The organism is Nonomuraea sp. NPDC049141 (assembly GCF_040648415.1).
In the GTDB taxonomy this organism is placed as follows: Bacteria; Actinomycetota; Actinomycetes; order Streptosporangiales; family Streptosporangiaceae; genus Nonomuraea.
This window is the reverse complement of the sequence record NZ_JBEZDR010000002.1, coordinates 153,039-170,837: the sequence shown is the minus strand read 5'-3', so window position 1 is coordinate 170,837 and position 17,799 is coordinate 153,039. Positions and strand designations below refer to the sequence as shown.

General features: G+C 70.3%; 17 protein-coding genes. 9 read left to right on the top strand and 8 right to left on the bottom strand.

The window, feature by feature from the left end:
• The first annotated feature begins 176 nt into the window (after nt 1–176).
• Nucleotides 177–767: a TetR/AcrR family transcriptional regulator gene (locus AB0B91_RS05655; RefSeq protein ID WP_358316147.1), complete on the top strand. Its 591-nt coding sequence runs from the start codon at nt 177–179 to the stop codon at nt 765–767.
• 6 nt (nt 768–773) lie between these two features.
• On the opposite strand, the gene AB0B91_RS05650 is transcribed toward AB0B91_RS05655, so the two are convergent.
• Complete coding sequence (locus AB0B91_RS05650) at nt 774–1,991, bottom strand: ROK family transcriptional regulator (RefSeq protein ID WP_358316145.1); 1,218 nt, start codon at nt 1,989–1,991, stop codon at nt 774–776.
• Between the two features lie 87 nt (nt 1,992–2,078).
• Between AB0B91_RS05650 and AB0B91_RS05645 the strand changes: the two genes are divergently transcribed.
• Together AB0B91_RS05645 and AB0B91_RS05640 are read left to right on the top strand one after the other, a co-directional pair.
• Complete coding sequence (locus AB0B91_RS05645) at nt 2,079–3,212, top strand: Gfo/Idh/MocA family oxidoreductase (protein ID WP_358316142.1); 1,134 nt, start codon at nt 2,079–2,081, stop codon at nt 3,210–3,212.
• A gap of 39 nt (nt 3,213–3,251) precedes the next feature.
• A complete protein-coding gene (locus tag AB0B91_RS05640; RefSeq protein ID WP_358316139.1) occupies nt 3,252–4,352 on the top strand; it encodes a Gfo/Idh/MocA family oxidoreductase in 1,101 nt (366 codons plus the stop codon).
• 102 nt (nt 4,353–4,454) lie between these two features.
• Here AB0B91_RS05640 and AB0B91_RS05635 read toward each other — a convergent pair whose 3' ends face one another.
• Nucleotides 4,455–5,387, bottom strand: a complete 933-nt coding sequence (locus AB0B91_RS05635) for an NADP-dependent oxidoreductase (protein WP_358316136.1) — start codon at nt 5,385–5,387, stop codon at nt 4,455–4,457.
• Between the two features lie 441 nt (nt 5,388–5,828).
• Here AB0B91_RS05635 and AB0B91_RS05630 point away from each other — a divergent pair, with 441 nt between their 5' ends.
• From AB0B91_RS05630 to AB0B91_RS05610, 5 genes are read left to right on the top strand one after another with little or no spacing between them, the layout of a single operon-like run.
• Entirely contained in the window at nt 5,829–7,391 is a 1,563-nt protein-coding gene (locus AB0B91_RS05630) for an ABC transporter substrate-binding protein (RefSeq protein ID WP_358316133.1), read from the top strand.
• A gap of 33 nt (nt 7,392–7,424) precedes the next feature.
• A complete protein-coding gene (locus tag AB0B91_RS05625) occupies nt 7,425–8,372 on the top strand; it encodes an ABC transporter permease (protein WP_358316130.1) in 948 nt (315 codons plus the stop codon).
• Nucleotides 8,373–8,374: 2 nt separating this feature from the next.
• A complete protein-coding gene (locus AB0B91_RS05620) occupies nt 8,375–9,256 on the top strand; it encodes an ABC transporter permease (RefSeq protein WP_358316127.1) in 882 nt (293 codons plus the stop codon).
• Complete coding sequence (locus AB0B91_RS05615; protein WP_358316124.1) at nt 9,253–11,340, top strand: ABC transporter ATP-binding protein; 2,088 nt, start codon at nt 9,253–9,255, stop codon at nt 11,338–11,340. Before AB0B91_RS05620 ends, AB0B91_RS05615 begins: the two co-directional genes overlap by 4 nt.
• Before the next feature lie 24 nt (nt 11,341–11,364).
• The gene (locus AB0B91_RS05610) at nt 11,365–12,261 is read left to right on the top strand and encodes a sugar phosphate isomerase/epimerase (protein WP_358316121.1); all 897 of its coding nucleotides are present in this window, start codon (nt 11,365–11,367) and stop codon (nt 12,259–12,261) included.
• 46 nt (nt 12,262–12,307) lie between these two features.
• Here the strand turns inward: AB0B91_RS05610 and AB0B91_RS05605 are convergent, their stop codons facing one another.
• Nucleotides 12,308–13,099: an IclR family transcriptional regulator gene (locus tag AB0B91_RS05605; protein ID WP_358316118.1), complete on the bottom strand. Its 792-nt coding sequence runs from the start codon at nt 13,097–13,099 to the stop codon at nt 12,308–12,310.
• Nucleotides 13,100–13,224: 125 nt separating this feature from the next.
• On the opposite strand from AB0B91_RS05605, the gene AB0B91_RS05600 reads away from it, so the two are divergent.
• Nucleotides 13,225–14,034 carry an alpha/beta fold hydrolase gene (locus tag AB0B91_RS05600; protein ID WP_358316115.1) on the top strand — a complete coding sequence of 270 codons (810 nt, stop codon included), beginning with the start codon at nt 13,225–13,227 and terminating at the stop codon, nt 14,032–14,034.
• A 21-nt stretch (nt 14,035–14,055) separates the two neighbouring features.
• Here the strand turns inward: AB0B91_RS05600 and AB0B91_RS05595 are convergent, their stop codons facing one another.
• The 5 genes from AB0B91_RS05595 to AB0B91_RS05575 all read right to left on the bottom strand — a co-directional run bounded on the left by AB0B91_RS05595 (nt 14,056) and on the right by AB0B91_RS05575 (nt 17,790).
• Nucleotides 14,056–14,880, bottom strand: coding sequence for an IclR family transcriptional regulator (locus tag AB0B91_RS05595; RefSeq protein ID WP_358316113.1), 825 nt, complete (start codon nt 14,878–14,880; stop codon nt 14,056–14,058).
• Nucleotides 14,881–14,944: 64 nt separating this feature from the next.
• Nucleotides 14,945–15,901, bottom strand: a complete 957-nt coding sequence (locus AB0B91_RS05590) for a zinc-binding dehydrogenase (protein ID WP_358316110.1) — start codon at nt 15,899–15,901, stop codon at nt 14,945–14,947.
• Complete coding sequence (locus AB0B91_RS05585) at nt 15,901–16,779, bottom strand: alpha/beta fold hydrolase (RefSeq protein ID WP_358316107.1); 879 nt, start codon at nt 16,777–16,779, stop codon at nt 15,901–15,903. The genes AB0B91_RS05590 and AB0B91_RS05585 overlap by 1 nt, the downstream gene beginning before the upstream one ends.
• A 13-nt stretch (nt 16,780–16,792) precedes the next feature.
• Nucleotides 16,793–16,927 (bottom strand): hypothetical protein, encoded by a 135-nt coding sequence (locus AB0B91_RS05580; protein WP_358316104.1) that lies wholly within the window; start codon nt 16,925–16,927, stop codon nt 16,793–16,795.
• A gap of 2 nt (nt 16,928–16,929) precedes the next feature.
• Nucleotides 16,930–17,790: an alpha/beta hydrolase gene (locus AB0B91_RS05575; protein WP_358316101.1), complete on the bottom strand. Its 861-nt coding sequence runs from the start codon at nt 17,788–17,790 to the stop codon at nt 16,930–16,932.
• Nucleotides 17,791–17,799: the final 9 nt, after the last annotated feature.

Here is a 17,799-nt window from a genome sequence, read left to right as displayed (position 1 = left end):
CCAGCGTGCCCGTGCCACCGGTGACCAGGATGGGAGATGCCCTGTCTGCTCCAAGCTAGTTTCGGACGCCCGGATTTCGAGGGTCCAGTTGGACGACCCGCGCGTGGAAGGAATGTGACATCGCCAGAAATAGTCGGAGCATCGACAGGAGTGCTAGCGGTGCTAGAGTTGATGGCATGTCGATTCAGGAGCGCCGGGAGCGCGAGCGGGCAGAGCGCGAACAGCTGATCATCACAGCCGCCCGCGCGCTGGCCGAGGCCGAAGGCTGGGAGGCGGTGACGACCCGGCGCCTGGCCGAACGCGTCGAATACAGCCAGCCGGTGCTCTACAGCCACTTCAAGGGCAAGGACGCCATCATGGCCGCCGTCGCCGTGGAGGGCTTCGCCGACCTGGCCGCCGACATGCGCGCGGCCCGTACCTCGGCGAGCGACCCTCGGGAGGCTCTCGCCGACGTCAGCGCCGCCTACGCGGACTTCGCCGAACGACGGCCCGCACTGTACGACGCCATGTTCAACCAGACCCTCGACCTGCCCTTCGCCACCCCCCAAGCACCGCCTGCCCTGCACGCGTGCTTCGGCGAACTGAGCCAGGCGCTGTGGCCACACACCGGCGACGACGAACTGGGCACGCTCACCGAGACCCTCTGGGCCGGCCTGCACGGACTGGTGACGCTGATGCGCGGCGGCAGGCTCCCGCCCGAGCTCCACGACCGGCGGCTGGCGCTCCTGATCAGCCGCTTCTCACAGCCATCCGGCGACCGCACCTGATCACCCTCATGCCTCGGCGAGCAGCCGTCCCACGCCTGCCTGGCTGAAGACCTCCCGGCCCGCCAGGGCGATCGCGCCGATGATTCCCGCGTCGGCGCCGAGCTGGCTCGGTGTGATGATGAGCTTCCGCGTCGCCAGCGGCAACGCCTGTTCGTACACCGCCGCGCGGACTCCGGACAGGATCTCGTCCTGCAGCTCGCTCAAGGGGCCGCCGAGCACCAGCATGCGCGGATTGAGCGTGTGGATCAGCATCGCCACGACCTCGCCGATGTCGGCGGCCGCCTGGCGGATTCTGTGCAGCGCGCGGGTGTCGCTGTCGGCCACCAGCCGGGCCAGCTCGCGCGAGGCGTACAGCCGGTCGTCGATCGAGGACGGTGCGATGCCGAGGTCGGCGAGGACCGCGCGATGGCTCGCCACGGCCTCCAGGCAGCCGAACTTGCCGCACCTGCAGACGACGTCGCGCCGGGTGGACGCCCGGATGTGCCCGATGTCGCCGGCCGCGCCGTCGGCACCGCGATGCACCGAGCCGTCCGCCGTCACGATGCCGGCGCCGATGCCCGATCCGACCTTGATGACCAGCAGGGGCGTGTCGGCCATCTCCTGGGTCGCCTCGCCCAGCGCCATCAGGTTCACGTCGTTGTCGACCGTGACGGCGGCGCCGAACTGCCCGCGCAGGTAGTCCCCGACGGGGTAGGCGTCCCAGCCGGGCATGATCGGCGGGCGCACCGCGCAGCCACGCTGGAAGTCGACGGGCGCCGGTAGGCCGGCGACGACGTGACGCACCCGGGCCGGATCATGGCCGTGCTCGGCGAGCATCGAACGCAGCCGCCCGGACACCTCGGCCAGCAGTTCCTCGGGACCGCGATCGACCGGCAGGTTGACGGTGTCGCGGCCGATGATGGTGCCGCCGAGGTCGGCGATCGCGAGCTGGGTCGCGGCGACGTCCACGTCGGCCACGGCGATCGTGCCGGCGCGCGGGCTGATGGTGAGCGCCCGGGGCGGCCGGCCGCGCACCGACTGGCTCGACTCGGTCTCCTCGACGATGCCGACCTCGATCAGGCTGTCCACCTGCTGACTGACGGTCGACCGGGCGAGGCCGGTGAGCCGCGCGATCGCCGCGCGGCTGGTCGCCTCGCCATTGGCGATCATCCCCAGCACCCGGTGCAGCGCGATGGCCACCGGCGCCGGCACGGCATGACCGCCGGTTTTCCCGTCTTTTTGCATGCGATGAAACTAAAGACGTCATCTTGTGCCTGTCAATACCCTCAACCATGCTCGGATGTGGCCAAACAGTCTTTTGGAGGTCTGAACGTGGCGCATCCGCGCACTCAAGCCGTCATCATCGGCGCCGGCATGATCGGTTCGGTCCATGCGGCGGCCATCCGCGGCGTCGGCGCGACCGTGCGGGGCGTCGTCGGTTCCACCCCGAGCCGTTCCGACGTACTCGCCAAGGAGTGGGACGTCCCGGTGCGCTATCCGGACCTCGCGGCCGTGCTCGCCGATGACGCGGTGGACGTCGTACACATCTGCACGCCGAACGCGCTCCACGCCGACCAGGCGGTGGCGGCGTTGCGCGCCGGCAAGCACGTGATCTGCGAGAAGCCGATCGCGACGTCGCTCGCCGACGCTCAGCGGCTCGCCTCGGTGACCGCCGAGACGGGCCGCACGCTCGCCGTCCCGTACGTCTACCGCTATCACCCGCTGGTCCGTGAGATCCGGGCCCGCCGGTTGAACGGCGACTTCGGCGCCTGGCAACTCCTGCACGGCAGCTATCTACAGGACTGGATGCTCGACGCCGGCACCGCGAACTGGCGCGTCGACGCCACGCTGGGCGGGCAATCGCGCGCTTTCGCCGACATCGGCTCCCACTGGTGCGACCTCGTGGAATGGGTGGCCGGCGTCCGGTTCCACGAGGTCACGGCGCGGCGCGGCATCACCAAGCCCGAGCGGCCCGCGGGCAGCGGCGCGACCTTCGGTCCGGCCAGCGGACCGGCATCGGACCAGCTGCGGCCGGTTACGACCGAGGATGTCGCCACCGTCCTGCTGCGGACGGCGGAGGGGGTGCTCGGCTCGTTGACGGTGTCGCAGGTATCGGCCGGACGCAAGAACCGGCTCTGGTTCGAGCTCGACGGCGCGGCCGGCAGCGCCGTGTTCGACCAGGAGAACCCGGAGTCGGTGTGGCTCGGCGACGTGGAGGGCGCCCGGATTGTCGTACGAGACCCGAGTCAGGGATCGGCCGAGCAGCGCCGCCTGGCCACCCTTCCCGCCGGACACGCGCAGGGCTACGGCGACTGCTTCCGCGCGTTCGTCGACGACGCCTACTCGGCCATGGCCGGCCTGCCGGTCGTGGGACTGCCGACCGCCGCGGACGGCGTCCGCTCGGCACGGCTGGTCGATGCGGTACTGCGGGCCGACGAGAGCCTCACCTGGACCGTGGTCGAGTGATCACGACGCCAGGATCCATCCAGGAAGGAAAGAGAGAACGTGGCAACTCAGCCGCAGCACCACCGCATCGGCATCCTCGGTAGCGGCAACATCTTCAGCCGGTACGTCACCGGCATGGCCCGGTATCCGGAGCTTGAGATCGTCCGCGTCGGCGACATCGACGTCGACCGCGCCAAGCGGGCCGCCGGCGAGCACGGCATCCCGGGCTGGGGGGACGCCGACGAGCTCTACGCCGACGACTCGATCGACATCGTGGTCAACCTGACCCCGCCGGTGCACCACGCGAGCACGATCATGCGGGCGCTCGACGCCGGCAAGCACGTCTACGTCGAGAAGCCGCTGGCCACGACCGTCGCCGACGCGAAGACGGTGCTGGCGGCGGCCGCGGCCAGCGGGCGGGTGCTCGGCTCCGCTCCGGACACCTTCCTCGGCAGCGCCGCCCAGACCGCGCGCAAGGCGCTCGACGACGGGCTGATCGGCGAACCCATCGGCGCGTCGGCGTTCATCCGGCACAGCAAGGCCGAGACCTGGCATCCGGATCCGCGCTTCCTGTTCCAGGCCGGTGGCGGTCCCGTCCTGGACATGGGGCCGTACTATCTGGCGATCCTGGTGAACCTGCTCGGACCCGTCAGGTCCGTGGCGGGAGCCGCCCGCATCGGCGCGCCGGTGCGTACGGTGACCGCGCCGGATCGGGCCGTGGACTCCATCGACGTCGAGGTGCCCACCCACGCCTCGGCCGTCCTCGTCTTCGACTCCGGGGTCATCGGCACGACCATGATGAGCTTCGACGTCTGGGACAGCGATCTGCCCGCCATCGAGATCTACGGCACCGAGGGGACGCTCACGCTGCCCAATCCCAACCACTTCGACGGCGACGTCCGGGTGCGGCGGCACGGTGAAGCGGACTGGTCCGTGCTGCCGCCCGTGGTCGAGTTGTTCGGCGCGGTCGGCACCAAGGAGCAGGCGCGCCGCGGGCTCGGCGTACGGGATCTGGCCGACGCGATCGAGGGCGGACCGCACCGCGCCAACGCCGCGTTCGCCTTCCACGTGCTCGAAGCGCTGTCCGCGATCGACGGACCCGGGCAGGTCACCCTCTTGGAGAGCACATGCGACCGCCCGGCCGGCCGCTTCGAGAAGTGACCCCGCAGAGGGGATGACTCACCCCGCCGGGCGGCTGTGCGCGAGGGGGTGAGCCTCAGCGCCGGGCAACCCCGCGCGGCGGGCAGCCGCGCGGGGTGAGCCTCAGCGCCGGGCGGTGACGTCGATGACGACCTTGCCGGCCGCGTGACCGGCCTCCACCAGCGCGAGCGCGTCGCCCGCCGCGGACAGCGGGAACACCCGGCGGACGTACGGGTCCAGCTTCCCGGCGGCCACCAGCTCGGCCACGGCCGACAGCGTCGCCGGGTCACCGGTGCGCTTCAGCGGGCGCGCGCCGAAGCGGGCGAGGGTCTCCTCGTCGGCCACGCTGCTCACCCGCGTCCGTGCGGTGATCACGCCGGCGACACCATCGAGCGCGTCACCACCGGCCAGATCGAGAACCGCGTCGGCGCCGCCCGGAAGCAGCTCCTGGAGCCGGCGCGCGACGTCGTCGCGATCGTAGGCGACCGCCGTGGCGCCGAGGGACTCGATGAACGCCCGCTTCGCCTCGCTCCCGGTGCCCACGACGGTGACGCCACGCATGACCGCGAGCTGGGCCGCGACCGTGCCGACTCCCCCGCCGGCGCCCAGGATCAGCAGCGTCTGCCCCGGAGCCGGGCCGAGGGTGGCGAGCCCCTCATAGGCGGTCCCCCCCGCGATCGGCAGCGCCGCCGCGTCGATGAACGACAGCCCGTCCGGCATCCGCGCCGCCCGTGTCACCGGCAGCAGCGCCAGCTCGGCGTAGCCGCCGCAGCCGCCGACCGTACTGCCGAGGACCTTGTCCCCGACGGCGAGTTCGACGACTCCCGGCCCGGTCCGCACAACGGTCCCTGAGACCTCACGGCCGAGGGTCGCGGGCAGCTTCATCGGCAGGAAGGCGCGGTGCATGCCGGCCCGGACCTTCCAGTCCACCGGGTTGACGCCGGCCGCGCGCACCTCGACGAGCACTTCGCCCTGTCCCGGCTCGGGTGCGGGAACGTCGAGAAAGCGCTGGAGGTCAGGACCGCCGTAGTCGAGGAACCCGTATGTGAGAGGCATGGTCCCGGACGCTATCCGCCGCAGATCGATGGGCGTGACGCGCCGTTTCGGTCAGCGAACCGGCAGACGGACGGACGGTCCAGATCTTGCGCGGCAGCGCAGGCAGGCGGGCTGTTCCGGTCAGCGAACCGGTGCGAGGGCCTGCCGGAATCCTGCGTCCTAGGGTGTGAGGCCATCACCTGAAGGACGGTGACGACGGTGCGAATGCCTGACGATCCCGTTGCCGAACCCGTTCGGCGCTCGGTGATCATCTCGGCCGTCTTCGGCTGCGGACGGCGGAACCGAGCCGCTCGCTTTATGTCGGAAACAAAACTAAAAGCGGCGGGTTGCGCCTATCTGAGTCACAAACCATGCTCCTCGCCAGAGGACAAATCGGGCTGACTGTACAATTCCCGACGCCTTGGTACATCCCCCACCCCCAGAATGTCTCGAGGAGTATCGATGTCACTGACGAAGTCCGCCTGGCGACGCCGGCTCGCAGCAGGCGCCACCGGCGCGGCGATGCTCGCGTCCGCCGCGTGCAGTGCCGCCAACCAAGGCGCCATCGGCAGCTCCGCGCCCTCCGGCCCGGCGAGCAAGGGCGGAACCCTCGTGGTCGGGCAGACGACCGAGGCCGAACCGGGCTCGTTCCTCAAGACCTCGTTCGGCAACATCCTGTGGGAGTACGCCGTCCTCGAGACGCTGACCCTCATCGACACCAAGACCGGGCAGCCCAACGGCGTCCTGGCCAAGTCCTGGACGCTGGCGCCGGACGGCAAGAGCCTGGACATCAAGCTCCGCGACGACGTGACCTTCCACAGCGGCCGCAAGCTGACCGTGGCAGACGTCATCTTCGCCATCAAGCAGGTCCAGGACCCGAAGGTGGGGGCGGCGAACCAGTCGATCGCCGCCCAGATCTCCGACATGAAGGCGACGGGCGACTACGAGCTCGCGCTGACCTTCAAGCAGCCGCTGCCGAACGTCTTCGACCTCTTCGAGACCATGCCGATCCCGAACAAGGACGCCTACGCCGACTACGCGGCCGGCACCAAGGTGGACGGCACCGGACGCTTCGAGTGGAAGTCGTGGACCCCGGGCGGCAAGCTCCAGCTCGCCAAGTACGCGAAATACCGCGATGCCCAGAACACCCATCTCGACAACATCGAGATCAACCTCATCAAGGACCCGACCGCGATGGTCGCGGCCATCCGCAGCGGCCGCGTCCAGTACGGTGTCGGCCTGGCCGGGCTGGACGCGAGAAGCCTGAGCCAGCAGCCGGGCTTCGCCCTCGTGTCGTCCGGCGGCGCGGCGATCCCGCTCGGCTTCGACGTGACCAAGCCACCGTTCGACAACAAGGCCGTGCGCCAGGCGATCCATTACGCGATCGACCGCGACCGCATCGTGCAGCAGGTCGAGGGCGGCCAGGCCCAGGCGACCAACCTGCCGTGGCGGACCTCCACGATCGGCTACGACGCCGCGCAGACCAAGCAGTACACCTACCAGCCCGACAAGGCCAAGCAAATGCTCGCCGCCGCGGGCGTGAAGGCGGGCACGTCGTTCGACGTGACCATGCTGAACACCCCCGAGGCCACCGGAGTCTTCCAGATCGTCAAGAACAACCTGGCCGCCGTCGGGCTGAACGCCAAGCCGGTCATCGCCACGGCCGACTATGACGCCAAGGTCTCCAGCAAGAACATGGGGACTCCCGCCTTCCTGATGATGAACAGCAACGGCCTCTCACCGGCGAGCGCCGTCGTGAGCCGCCCGGAGCTCCAGGCGGACGAGAACGTCTCACACTTCAAGAGCCCCGAGTACACGCGGCTCGTCAAGGCGGTCACCAGCGCCAGCACCACGCCCGACCAGCAGAAGGCGCTGCACGACTACAGCGCCTACTTCGCCGATGAGGCGTTCGTGCTCCCGCTGATCACCCGCCCCACCCTCACCGTGCGGTCGAACGCCCTGAACGACCTCGCACCTACGCAGATGGGCTTCCTCGACATCAGCCGGGCGTGGCTGTCCAAGTAATCGACCTTTAGAGCGACTGGCGGTATCGAGACGATGGTCCGGTTCCTGATACGCAAGATCCCATCAGTGGTGTTCGTGCTCTTCGCGAGCTCGATCGTCGCTTTCGCCCTGCCCCGTCTGGCGCCCGGTGACGTCGCCGTCACCCTCGCCGGCACGGATTCGACCGCGGCCACCATCGCCGCGATCCGGCAGGAGCTGGGCCTGAACCGGCCCCTGGTGGTTCAGTACTGGGACTGGATCGTCGGGCTCTTCCAGGGCGATCTCGGAGAGTCCTACCTCCTGCGCCGCAGCGTCGCGAGCCTCATCGGCGACCGGCTCGAAAGCACCCTGGAGCTCGCCGCGCTGGCGACGCTCCTGGTCATCGCGATAGGGACGACCCTGGGCGTCGCGGTCGGCTCGACCCGGCGCCGCTGGGCGCGGGCCGGCCTCGACCTGGTCAACAGCTTCTTCATCGCCATTCCGTCGTTCCTCACCGGCTTGGCGCTGATCCTGGTCTGCGGCGTGCTGAACCGCTGGCTGCCGGTCAGCGGCGAGGTCAGCTTCCTGGCGGATCCGGTGATCGGCTTCCAGTTCCTGATCCTGCCGGCGTTCGCGCTGGCGCTGCCCTCGGCCGCGGTCGTCGCCCGCCTGCTGCAGGCGGAGATGCTCGCCGTCAAGAACGAGGACTACGTCGACCTCGCGCTGAGCAAGGGGGCGTCGGCCACCCGGATCACCCTCCGGCACGTACTGAGGAACAGCGTGGGAACCGCGGTCGTGGCCGTGGGGCTCCAGATCGGCAACCTGCTCGCCGGCGCGGTGATCATCGAGGCGATCTTCAACCGCAACGGGCTCGGCCAGCTCGCCGTGTCCAGCGTGCAGACCCGCGACTTCACCGTGTTGCAGGTGCTGATCCTCGCCATCGTCTTCGTGGCGGTGCTCTGTCAGATCCTCACCGAGGTCGTCCTGGCAGGACTTGACCCGCGCATCAAATTGGGAGAGTAGGTATGGCAGACCCTCAGCTGGTACCCCCCGACGTGGCTCTCCCAGAGGCGCGCCGGCGACTGAACCCGACCCTGGCCCGCTACCTGGCGGCGCTCCGCACGCCGAAGGGGGTGGTCGGGCTGTCGATCCTCCTCCTCATGGGACTCGCCGCCCTGCTCGCGCCCGTGCTGTTCCCCGGTGGCTACGACCAGCAGGGGCCGGAGGCGCTGACCGGGATGTCGGCCAAGCACGTCTTCGGCGTCGACGAGTTCGGCCGCGACATCTTCGTCCGCAGCCTCTACGGCCTGCGTATCGACCTGAGCCTCATCCTCACCGCGGTCCCCCTCAGCATGGCGGCGGGCACGCTGCTCGGCCTGAGCGGCGTGATCTCCGAACGCCTGGGCGCCGCGGTGCAGCGGCTGCTCGACGTGATCATCGGCTTCCCCGGCCTGATCCTGGGGATCTGCCTGGTCGCCATCCTCCAGCCGGGCTGGCCGGCGCTCTTCCTCACGATCCTGATCAGCGGCCTGCCCACCGCCGGACGCCTCGCCCGCGGCGCCTGGCTGACCCAGCAGAGCAGGGAGTACGTCCTCGCCGCCCGGGTGCTCGGCGTCTCACGATGGCAGTTGCTCGTACGCCACGTGCTGCCGAACGCGATGGACGCCATCGTCGTCAACGGCGCCGTCTGGATGGTCGTCGGCGTCTACATCGAGGCCGGACTGAGCATCGTCGGCCTCGGCGTGCAGCCGCCGACGCCCTCGCTCGGCGTGCTGCTGAACAACGGCCTGCGGTTCGTCACCCAGTCACCCACGTACATCGTCGGCCCGGCCCTGCTGCTCCTGCTGGTCTCGGTCGGCTTCAGTCTGCTGTCGGACGCGCTCAACGAGGCGGTGAACCGCCGATGACCTCCACCGAATCGATGGCACCGGTGACGGCCAAGGACGCGCCGCTGCTGCGCGTCGAGGGGCTGCGGACGGAGTTCCGCTCGAAGAAGGGCGGCATCAAGGCCGTCAACGACGTCAGCTTCGACATCTACCCGGGTGACGTGCTGGGCATCGTCGGCGAGTCCGGCTCGGGCAAGTCGGTGACGGCGCGCTCCATCATGCGCATGCTGCGCCCGCCGGGCGAGGTCGTCGCCGGCTCCGTACGGTTCGGCGGGGAAGACCTGCTCACGCTGCCCGAACGGGAGATGAGACGCCGCCGCGGCAGCAAGGTGGCCCTGGTCTTCCAGGACCCGCAGTCCGCGCTCAACCCCGTCATGAAGGTGGGCGATCAGATCGTCGAGGCCATGACGGTCCATGGCGTCGGCAAGCAGGCCGCGCGCGAGCGCGCGATCGACCTGCTGGAGCAGGTCGGCATCCCCGACGTCCAGACGAAGATCGACCACTACCCGCACCAGTTCTCCGGCGGCATGCGCCAGCGCGTCGTCATCGCGATCGCCCTGGCGAACGACCCCGCGCTGCTGATCGCCGACGAGCCGACCACCGCCCTCGACGTCACCATCCAGGCCCAGATCCTGCGTCTGCTCGCCAGGCTCCGCACCGAGCTGGGCATCGCCATCGCGATCATCACCCATGACATGGGTGTGGTGGCCGAACTCTGCACGGACGTCGTCGTCATGTACGGCGGCCGCACCGTCGAGAAGGGGACCGTCGAGCAGGTCTTCGAGCAGCCGCGGCATCCGTACACCGCGGCGTTGCTGGCGGCCATGCCCCGTATCGACGACGACCGGACCGGCCGGTCGCTGCCCGCGATCCCGGGCGCGCCGCCCGACCCCGCCGCGCCACCCCCCGGCTGTCCCTTCGCCCCCCGGTGCCGGTTCACCGAGGAGGTCTGCGAGCAGGAGCCGCCGGCGTTGCTGCAGATCGGCGGCGCCGGGCAGGCCGCGGCCTGCTTCGTCGCCCAGCGGGCCGCCGGCGGCCTCGATCTTTCCGCTCCGGTGCCGGACGAACAGGCCGCGACCGGCACACCGGCCGCTCCCCCTGCGGCCGAGGCCGTCCTGGAGGTCCGCGACCTGCGAGTCGACGTCGGATCCCGGCGGCGCGGGCTGTTCCACCGTGAGCCCCCCGTGTACGCGGTCGACTCGGTGAGCCTGTCGGTGCACGCGGGCCGCACGCTCGGGCTCGTGGGCGAGAGCGGCTGCGGCAAGTCGACGCTGTCGCGCAGCATCGTGGGCATCAATCAGGTCGCGGGCGGGTCGATCCTCGTCGACGGCGCCGACGTGAGCGCGATGGGCGGGGAGGAGCTGACGCGGGTCCGGTCCTCGGTGCAGTACCTGTTCCAGGATCCGTACGCGTCGCTGAACCCGCGCCGCACCATCCGGCAGTCGCTGGCCGAGGCACTCGCGTTCAGAGGCATCGGCGGGCGGGCCCGCGAGGAGGCGGCGCGATCGCTGATGGCGCAGGTCGGGCTCCGAACCGAGCACCTCGACCGCTACCCGCACGCGTTCTCGGGCGGCCAGCGCCAGCGGGTCGGCATCGCCCGTGCGCTGGCCCGCCAACCGCGCACGCTCATCCTCGACGAGCCGGTCTCCGCGCTGGACATGTCGATCCAGGCGCAGATCATCAACCTGCTGGAGAAGCTGCAGAACGAACTCGGGCTCGGCTACCTGTTCATCGCCCACGACCTGTCGGTCGTGCGTCACCTCAGCGACACCGTCGCGGTGATGTACCTCGGCCGGATCGTGGAGCACGGCGACGCCGCCGAGGTCTACGGCAACCCGCAGCACCCCTACACCGCCGCGCTGCTGTCGTCCTCGCCCGTCCCATCGGTCTCGGCGCGGTCCCGCGAACGCATCATCCTGCCGGGTGACCTGCCCAGCCCCGCCAACCCACCGACCGGTTGCCGTTTCCGCACCAGGTGCCCGATCGGCCCGCTGGCGCATCCGGATCGGACGATCTGTAAAGAGGTCGACCCGCAACTCACCCTCACCGCCACCGGCCAGCGTGCCGCCTGCCACTTCGCCGGCGAACTCACGCTCCAAGCCTGACACCGAATACCGAAAGGAAGCCATATGCCCGGCACACCGAAGATCGCCCTCAACCCCATCCAGTGGATGGCCAGCGCCGACGGATGGCTGGACCCGTCCTTGGCGCCCGAGCCGAAGCAGCGGCTGTCACTGATCAAGCAGGCCGGATTCGACGCCCTCATGGCCGAGGTCCCGGCCGGCTTCACCGTGGAGCAGTACCTGGCGCTGCTGGACGAGACCGGTCTGACGCTCGCGCCCGGCTACTTCGTCTGCCGGTCGGACGGCCGGGACGGCAACCAGGGCGACGTCGTGGCCAGTGCCACCGAGGTCGCGCGCCAGCACGCCCGGCTCGGCATGACCGAGATCGGTCTCGGGCTCGGCATGGCCAAGGACCGGCCGCGTGTGCTGCACCCCGGCCAGGGCTACGACGCGGACGACTCCCGCGTCGAGGCGGTGACGGCGCTGATCGGGCAGATCTCCGACGCCATGCTCGCCGAGGGCGTCCGGCCGTCGCTGCACCCGCATGTGGGCACGTGGATCGAGACCGAGGAGGAGGGCCGGGCGGTGCTCGACGCCCTTCCGTCGTCGCGGCTCGGCTTCCTCCCCGACACCGGGCACCTGGCGTGGGCGGGCGCCGACGTCGGCCGGTTCGTCAAGGACTACGCCGAGCGGATCCCGTTCGTGCATGTGAAGGACTGCCGGCTCAGCGTCGCCGCCGAAGGCCGCGAGAAGGACTGGGGCTACCAGCAGACCGTTCTGGCCGGGCTGTGGGTCGAGCCGGGCCGAGGTGAGCTCGATCTGGCCGGCATCATCGGCAATCTGCCCAGCGGGTTCGACGGGTGGCTGATGGTGGAGGTGGACCGTCCCGACATCGCCGACCCCTACGAGAGCGCGCAGGTGTCGGCCCGCTGGATGCACAGCACGTTCCCGGCGCAGAGCTGACGCGCACTGCCGGCGCGGCGCCTTCGGCCGCGCCGGTGGTCGGCCGTCAGTCCCGCCGCTCGCTTCCGAAGGCACGGGAGATGCCCGCCGCGGTCGAAAGCAGTTCGGGCAGCAACAGCCTGGTCTCCAGGCGGGCCACCGGCGCGGTGGCCGACACCGACGCGACGACCGTGCCATCGGGGCCCGCGACGGGCACCGCCACGCTGCCGAATCCCAGCAAGATCTCTTCCCGCTCGACGGCGTAACCGCGTTCCCGGACGAGCACGAGCTGCCGTCGCAGATCTTCGACGGACCCGACCGTCCGTGGGGTCACGCTCGGCAGGCCGGTCAGCGCGAGGCGGCGCAGCCGTTCCTCCAGGTCGGAGCGCGTCGCGAGCAGGACCTTGCCCGTCGCCGTGCACGTCGCGGGCAACCGCCCACCGACCTGGGAGTGCGTATGGACGTTCGCCTCCCCTGCGACCTTCTCCACATACAGCACGTGGCCGCCATCGAGCACCGCCAGATGGATGGCCGCCCTGGTGGCGGCGAACAGGTCGGTGAGGAGAGGCCGCGCCACGCGACGCAGCATCGCCGACACCGGGACCCGCTGCCCCAGCTCGAACACGCGCATGCCGAGCTGGTAGGAATCTCCCCTGCGCTCCAGCAGTCCCCACTGCACCAGCTCCTGCGCGAGCCGGTACGCCGACGCCTTCGGCACCCCTGAGCGCCGGCTGAGCTCGGCGAGCCGGAGGTGGAAGGCCCCCGACTCGAAGGCGCCGAGAAGGAGCTGGGCCTTGCCGAGGACCGAGTTGGGATATGTCCCGTCATCGCTGGAGTCGGCGAACGCCGCCATGGACATCTGGACTCCTTCGCGCCGGTCCGGTCACCGGTCCCCTCCCGTAGCGATCACGGATGGGCCCGGCGAAACTCCGGAGGGGAAAGCCACCTTACCTCCGACACCTCCGACCTGCAGAAGAGGATCTTTTGCGCATCTCGCCGCCACTCCGATTCGGGTACGCCGACTCGCCGTTCGGCCAGCTTCACTACGCCGAGCAGGGCACCGGCCGCCCCTTGCTCCTCCTGCACCAGACGCCCCGATCCTGGGAGGAGTTCCGGGAGTTGATCCCCCTCCTGGCGCCGTGCCGGCGGGTCATCGCCATGGACATGCTCGGTTTCGGAGCCAGCGCGAAAGCCCCGGCGCCCCACACGATCGAGCTGTTCGCGACCGGTGCTCTGGCGCTGCTGGACGCCCTGGGCATCGAGCGCGCCGACCTCCTGGGCCACCACACCGGCGGCGCGGTGGCCGTCGAGGTGGCGGCGTCCGCGCCCGAGCGGATCGGCCGGCTCGTCCTGTCGTCGGCTCCGTGGATCGACGTCCGCTACCGCGAGTCCCATGCGAACGGACCGGGTGTGGACGAGGCCGTGCGCTCGCCCGACGGCGACCATCTGCGCAGGCTGTGGCGGCTCCGGCAGCCTTACTATCCCGCACCGGGCACGGACCTCCTCGACCGGTTCGTCCACGACGCCCTCACCCCCGGCGTCGATCCCGCGGAGGGGCATCGGGCGTGCGCGCGTTACTACATGGAGGACAAGATCGGGCTGGTCAAGACGTCCGTGCTGCTGCTGGGGGCCGCTGAGGACCCGTTCGCGCTGCCGTCCATGACGCCCCTCCGGGAGAACCTCACCGGAGCGGAGAGCGTGACGTCGGTCGTCATCGAAGGCGGCACGATCCCACTCATGGAGCACAAGGCCCGGGAGGTGGCCGAGGTGGTGACGGCCTTTCTCACTCGCTGAACTCTCACCCGCTGACCTGCGTCAGCTCCGGCCGCCGTCGGCGGCCAGGATGGACTTCGTGATGCGCCTGCTCACCATGGTCAGCAGGCCCACGTACTTGTTGACGTCGGCGCGGAAGGTCGGTGCCGTCACCGACAGCGCCGCGACCATCGTTCCGGTGGCGCCGGTGAGCGGGATGGCCACGCTGAGGTAGCCGGTGCGGGTCTGCTCCTGCTCGATCGCGTACCCGACCTTGCGCGCCTGCTGGATCTCCTGGGCCAGCAACCTGGGTACGGTGATCGTCCGTGGCGTCACGCGGGCCAGCGGTTCGGCGACGACGTCGCCGAACAGGGCACCCGGACCGAAGGCGAGCAGGGCCTTGCCGGTCGCGGTGCAGTGCAGCGGCATGCGTCCGGCGACGCGCGACGGCCTGGACACCTGGCCGTGACCGGACACCTTCTCCAGGTAGATCACTTCCAGTCCGTCCAGCACCGCCAGATGGATGGTCTCGCCGGTCGCCTGGTAGAGATCCTCCATGAAGGGCCGCGCCGCCTCGCGCAGGATCCGCTGGCGCGGCACGCGCTGCCCGATCTCGAACAGGCGCATGCCCAGCCAGTATTCGGATCCGCGCCGCTCCAGCAGCCCCCACTGCAGCAGTTCCTGAGCCAGCCGGTGGACCGACGCCTTGGCCACGCCGGTGCGGCGGACGATCTCGGACAGGCCGAGGCTCTCGTCGTCCGGGCCGAACGCCTCGAGGATCAGCCGTACCTTGCCCAGCACGCTGTTCGCCGCGCCGTCGGGCTCGGGCGGAAAGGCGATCGTGGGTTCACGGTCGACACGCGACAGCTGCGAGGAGATAAGCGTCATTGACCGATAATCGAGCTTATGTCCGGTTCGATCAACGGTCCTGTTCCGGTGAGCGAGACGGCCCTCAGTGATTGTTTCCCAGGTCGACGACCGCGCGTCCGCGTACTCGGCCGTCGCGCAGCAGTTCGAGGGCCTTGGCGATCTCCGACAGGTCGAACCGCTCGACCTCCAGGGTGAGCTCGCCCGTGGCCAGGCGGTCGATCAGCGCCGGGGCCACCTCGCGGGCCCGCCGCTCCTGCCGGACCATGTTCACCGGAAGCAACGCCACGTCGTCGAGCAGCCAGGACGGCAGATCGACCGTGACGGACGTCCCCAGCACGTAGCCGATCACCACGGCCCGGCCGCCGGGACGGACCCACCGCGAGCGTTCGACCAGCGCGTTCCCGCCGAGCGTGTCGACCAGCAGGGACGCCGGGCGGGCCGCGGCCAGCTCGGCGACCGCCTCGGCGTCGTCGGCCACCACCCCGCGGATCCCCTCGGGCACCTGACCGAGCTGATCGGCCCGGCCGACCACCCCGGTCACCGTGGCTCCAGCCAGCCGGGCCTGCTGGGCCACCATCGCGCCGACCGCGCCGGCGGCACCGGTCACGATGACTTCCTCGCCTGCCTCCAGGCGGGCGACGTCGTGCAGGGCGACGTACGCCGTGGTGGTCGGCAGGAAGAACGACGCCGCGACCTCCGGCGGAAGCGGCGAGGCCAGCGGGGTGACGGCCTTGGGGGTGACGCTGAGGCGTTCGCGCCAGCAACCGTCGCGCAGCAGGCCGAGCCCGCCACCGCGGAGCAGCACCTGCGTGCCCGGCGCCAAGGTGTCGGAGGCGAGGACCACGCCGCTGGCCTCGACACCGCCGACGTAGGGAAGCGGCGGCTTCAGGGCGAAATTCCCGCCGGCGACGGTCAGGTCCAGATGCCCCAGCGCCGTGGCCTGGACCTCGACGAGCACCTCTCCGGGCTTGTGCTCCGGCTCGGGCAGCTCCTCCACGATCGGCGCGGCGCCCCAGTCATGGAACCGGGCCGCGCGCATCAGCCGCGCCCCTTGCCGGAGAAGCCGGCCGCCGAGCTCTTGTCCAGGAAGGCCAGGCTGAGCGGGTTGTACCGGGCGGCCTGCTCGTGCTGGGGCCAGTGGCCGCATTCCTCGAACAGTTCGAGCTGCGAGCCCGCGATGGCCTCGTGCATGGCGGTCGCCTCCGGCACGTCGCCGAACGGGTTCTTGCGGCCCCAGACGATCAGCGTGGGCTGGGAGATCCTGGCCAGATCGTCCGGCTGAAGGATGTTGCGCAGGCGGGTCTCCATATTCTGCAGGCATAGCAGATTGTCGACGTTGGCCACGAAGTCGGGCTGGTGGTAGATGGCGTGGCGCACCTCCACCAGCTCCTCGGTGGCGTCGGCCGGATCGGCCATCAGCAGCCGCAGCCGCTTGCGGGTGAGCTCCACGTCATCGCTGAGCACGGCCTCGCGGGTGCTCGTCCGGATGCGCTTCATGACCTCGGGATTGGCCACGGTCCCGCCCGCGCAGAGCAGCTGAAGGCTGGCCACCCGGTCGGGGTGGTCGATCGCGACGCGCCCGCCGACCCAGCCGCCCAGCGACTCCCCCACGATGTGGGCCCGCTCGATGCCCACCGCGTCGAAGTAGGCCAGCAGGTGGTCGGCATAACGCGGGATCTCGTACGGGTAGTCGGGCTTGCCGGTGTAGCCGTGGCCCAGCATGTCGATGGCGTGGCACTCGTAACGTGCCGCGTGCGCGGCCATGTTCCGGGTGAACGCTTCCAGGTGGCCGCTGGTCCCGTGCAGGAACACCACGGGCTCGCCCGACCCGGCCCGCAGGCTGCGGGTCCGCACTCCCGCCGCGTCCACGTACGAGACACTCACGTCCAGCGGGCTCAATTCTGTCCAGATACTCATCGTCACGTCACCTTCAGCGGTCGAGAGCGGGCTTGTCTTGGTTGATGCGGTGCACCTGGGTGTTGCTGCGGGCCGCGAGCAGGCGGCCGAGGATCACGAGCAGCGCGATGACGGGCGCGGCGATCAGCAGCTTCCTGGTCCTGGACATGCTCATCTCTCCATTCCGGCGCCGAGCGAGTTCAGGAATCCGGTGACCACGGCGTGGTAGGCCTCCGGCCGTTCCTCCTGGAGGTGGTGCGAGGCGTGGTCCATGACGTGCAGGTTCCCGCGCGGCACCATGCGCGCGAGCATCAGCGGATAGTCGGGCGTGAGGAAGGCGTCCTGCATGCCCCAGATGAAGAGCGCGGGGGCCTGGACCTCGGCCAGTTCGGCGGTGAGGTCCTGCCATTCGCCACGGGGTGAGTCCGACATGGCGGCCAGCTCCCGCTCCCCGGGGTCCAGGCTCTGCTCGTAGCGCAGGTCCAGGGTGGACTCGGGCAGCCGGTCCCCGTCGTACCACTCCAGCCGGGTGATGAGGTCGCGCATCTTCTGCCGGGTGGGGCCCTCGCCGCCGTAGTAGGCGTCCCGGGCGGCGCGACCCCGACGACCGCCTTCGGGCAAGGGCGCGAGCGGGCCGTAGAACACCGGCATGCTGCCGGTGATGACCAGCGAACGCACCCGGTCCGGGTACCGTGCGGCCAGGCACAGCGCGATGGTGCCGCCCCAGGAGTTGCAGATGAAGTCGGCCCGCTCCACACCCAGCGTGTCCATGAGCGCCACGGTCTTGGCCGCGTGGAAGTCCCACATCGGGCCGGTGATCAGGCACTTCTCCGACTTGCCGTACTGCAGGATGTCGACGATCAGGCAGCGCCGGTCGGCGGCGAACAACGGCGCCACCGGGCCGAAGTCGCTCCATCCGGTGCAGCCGGGGCCGCCGCCGTGCAGGAAGATCGTGTCCGTCCCCGAGCCCTGGTCGAGGTAGTGGTATTTGACGCCGTCGGCGTCGGCGTACGAACCGGTGGGGGGTTCCATGTCGCCTCC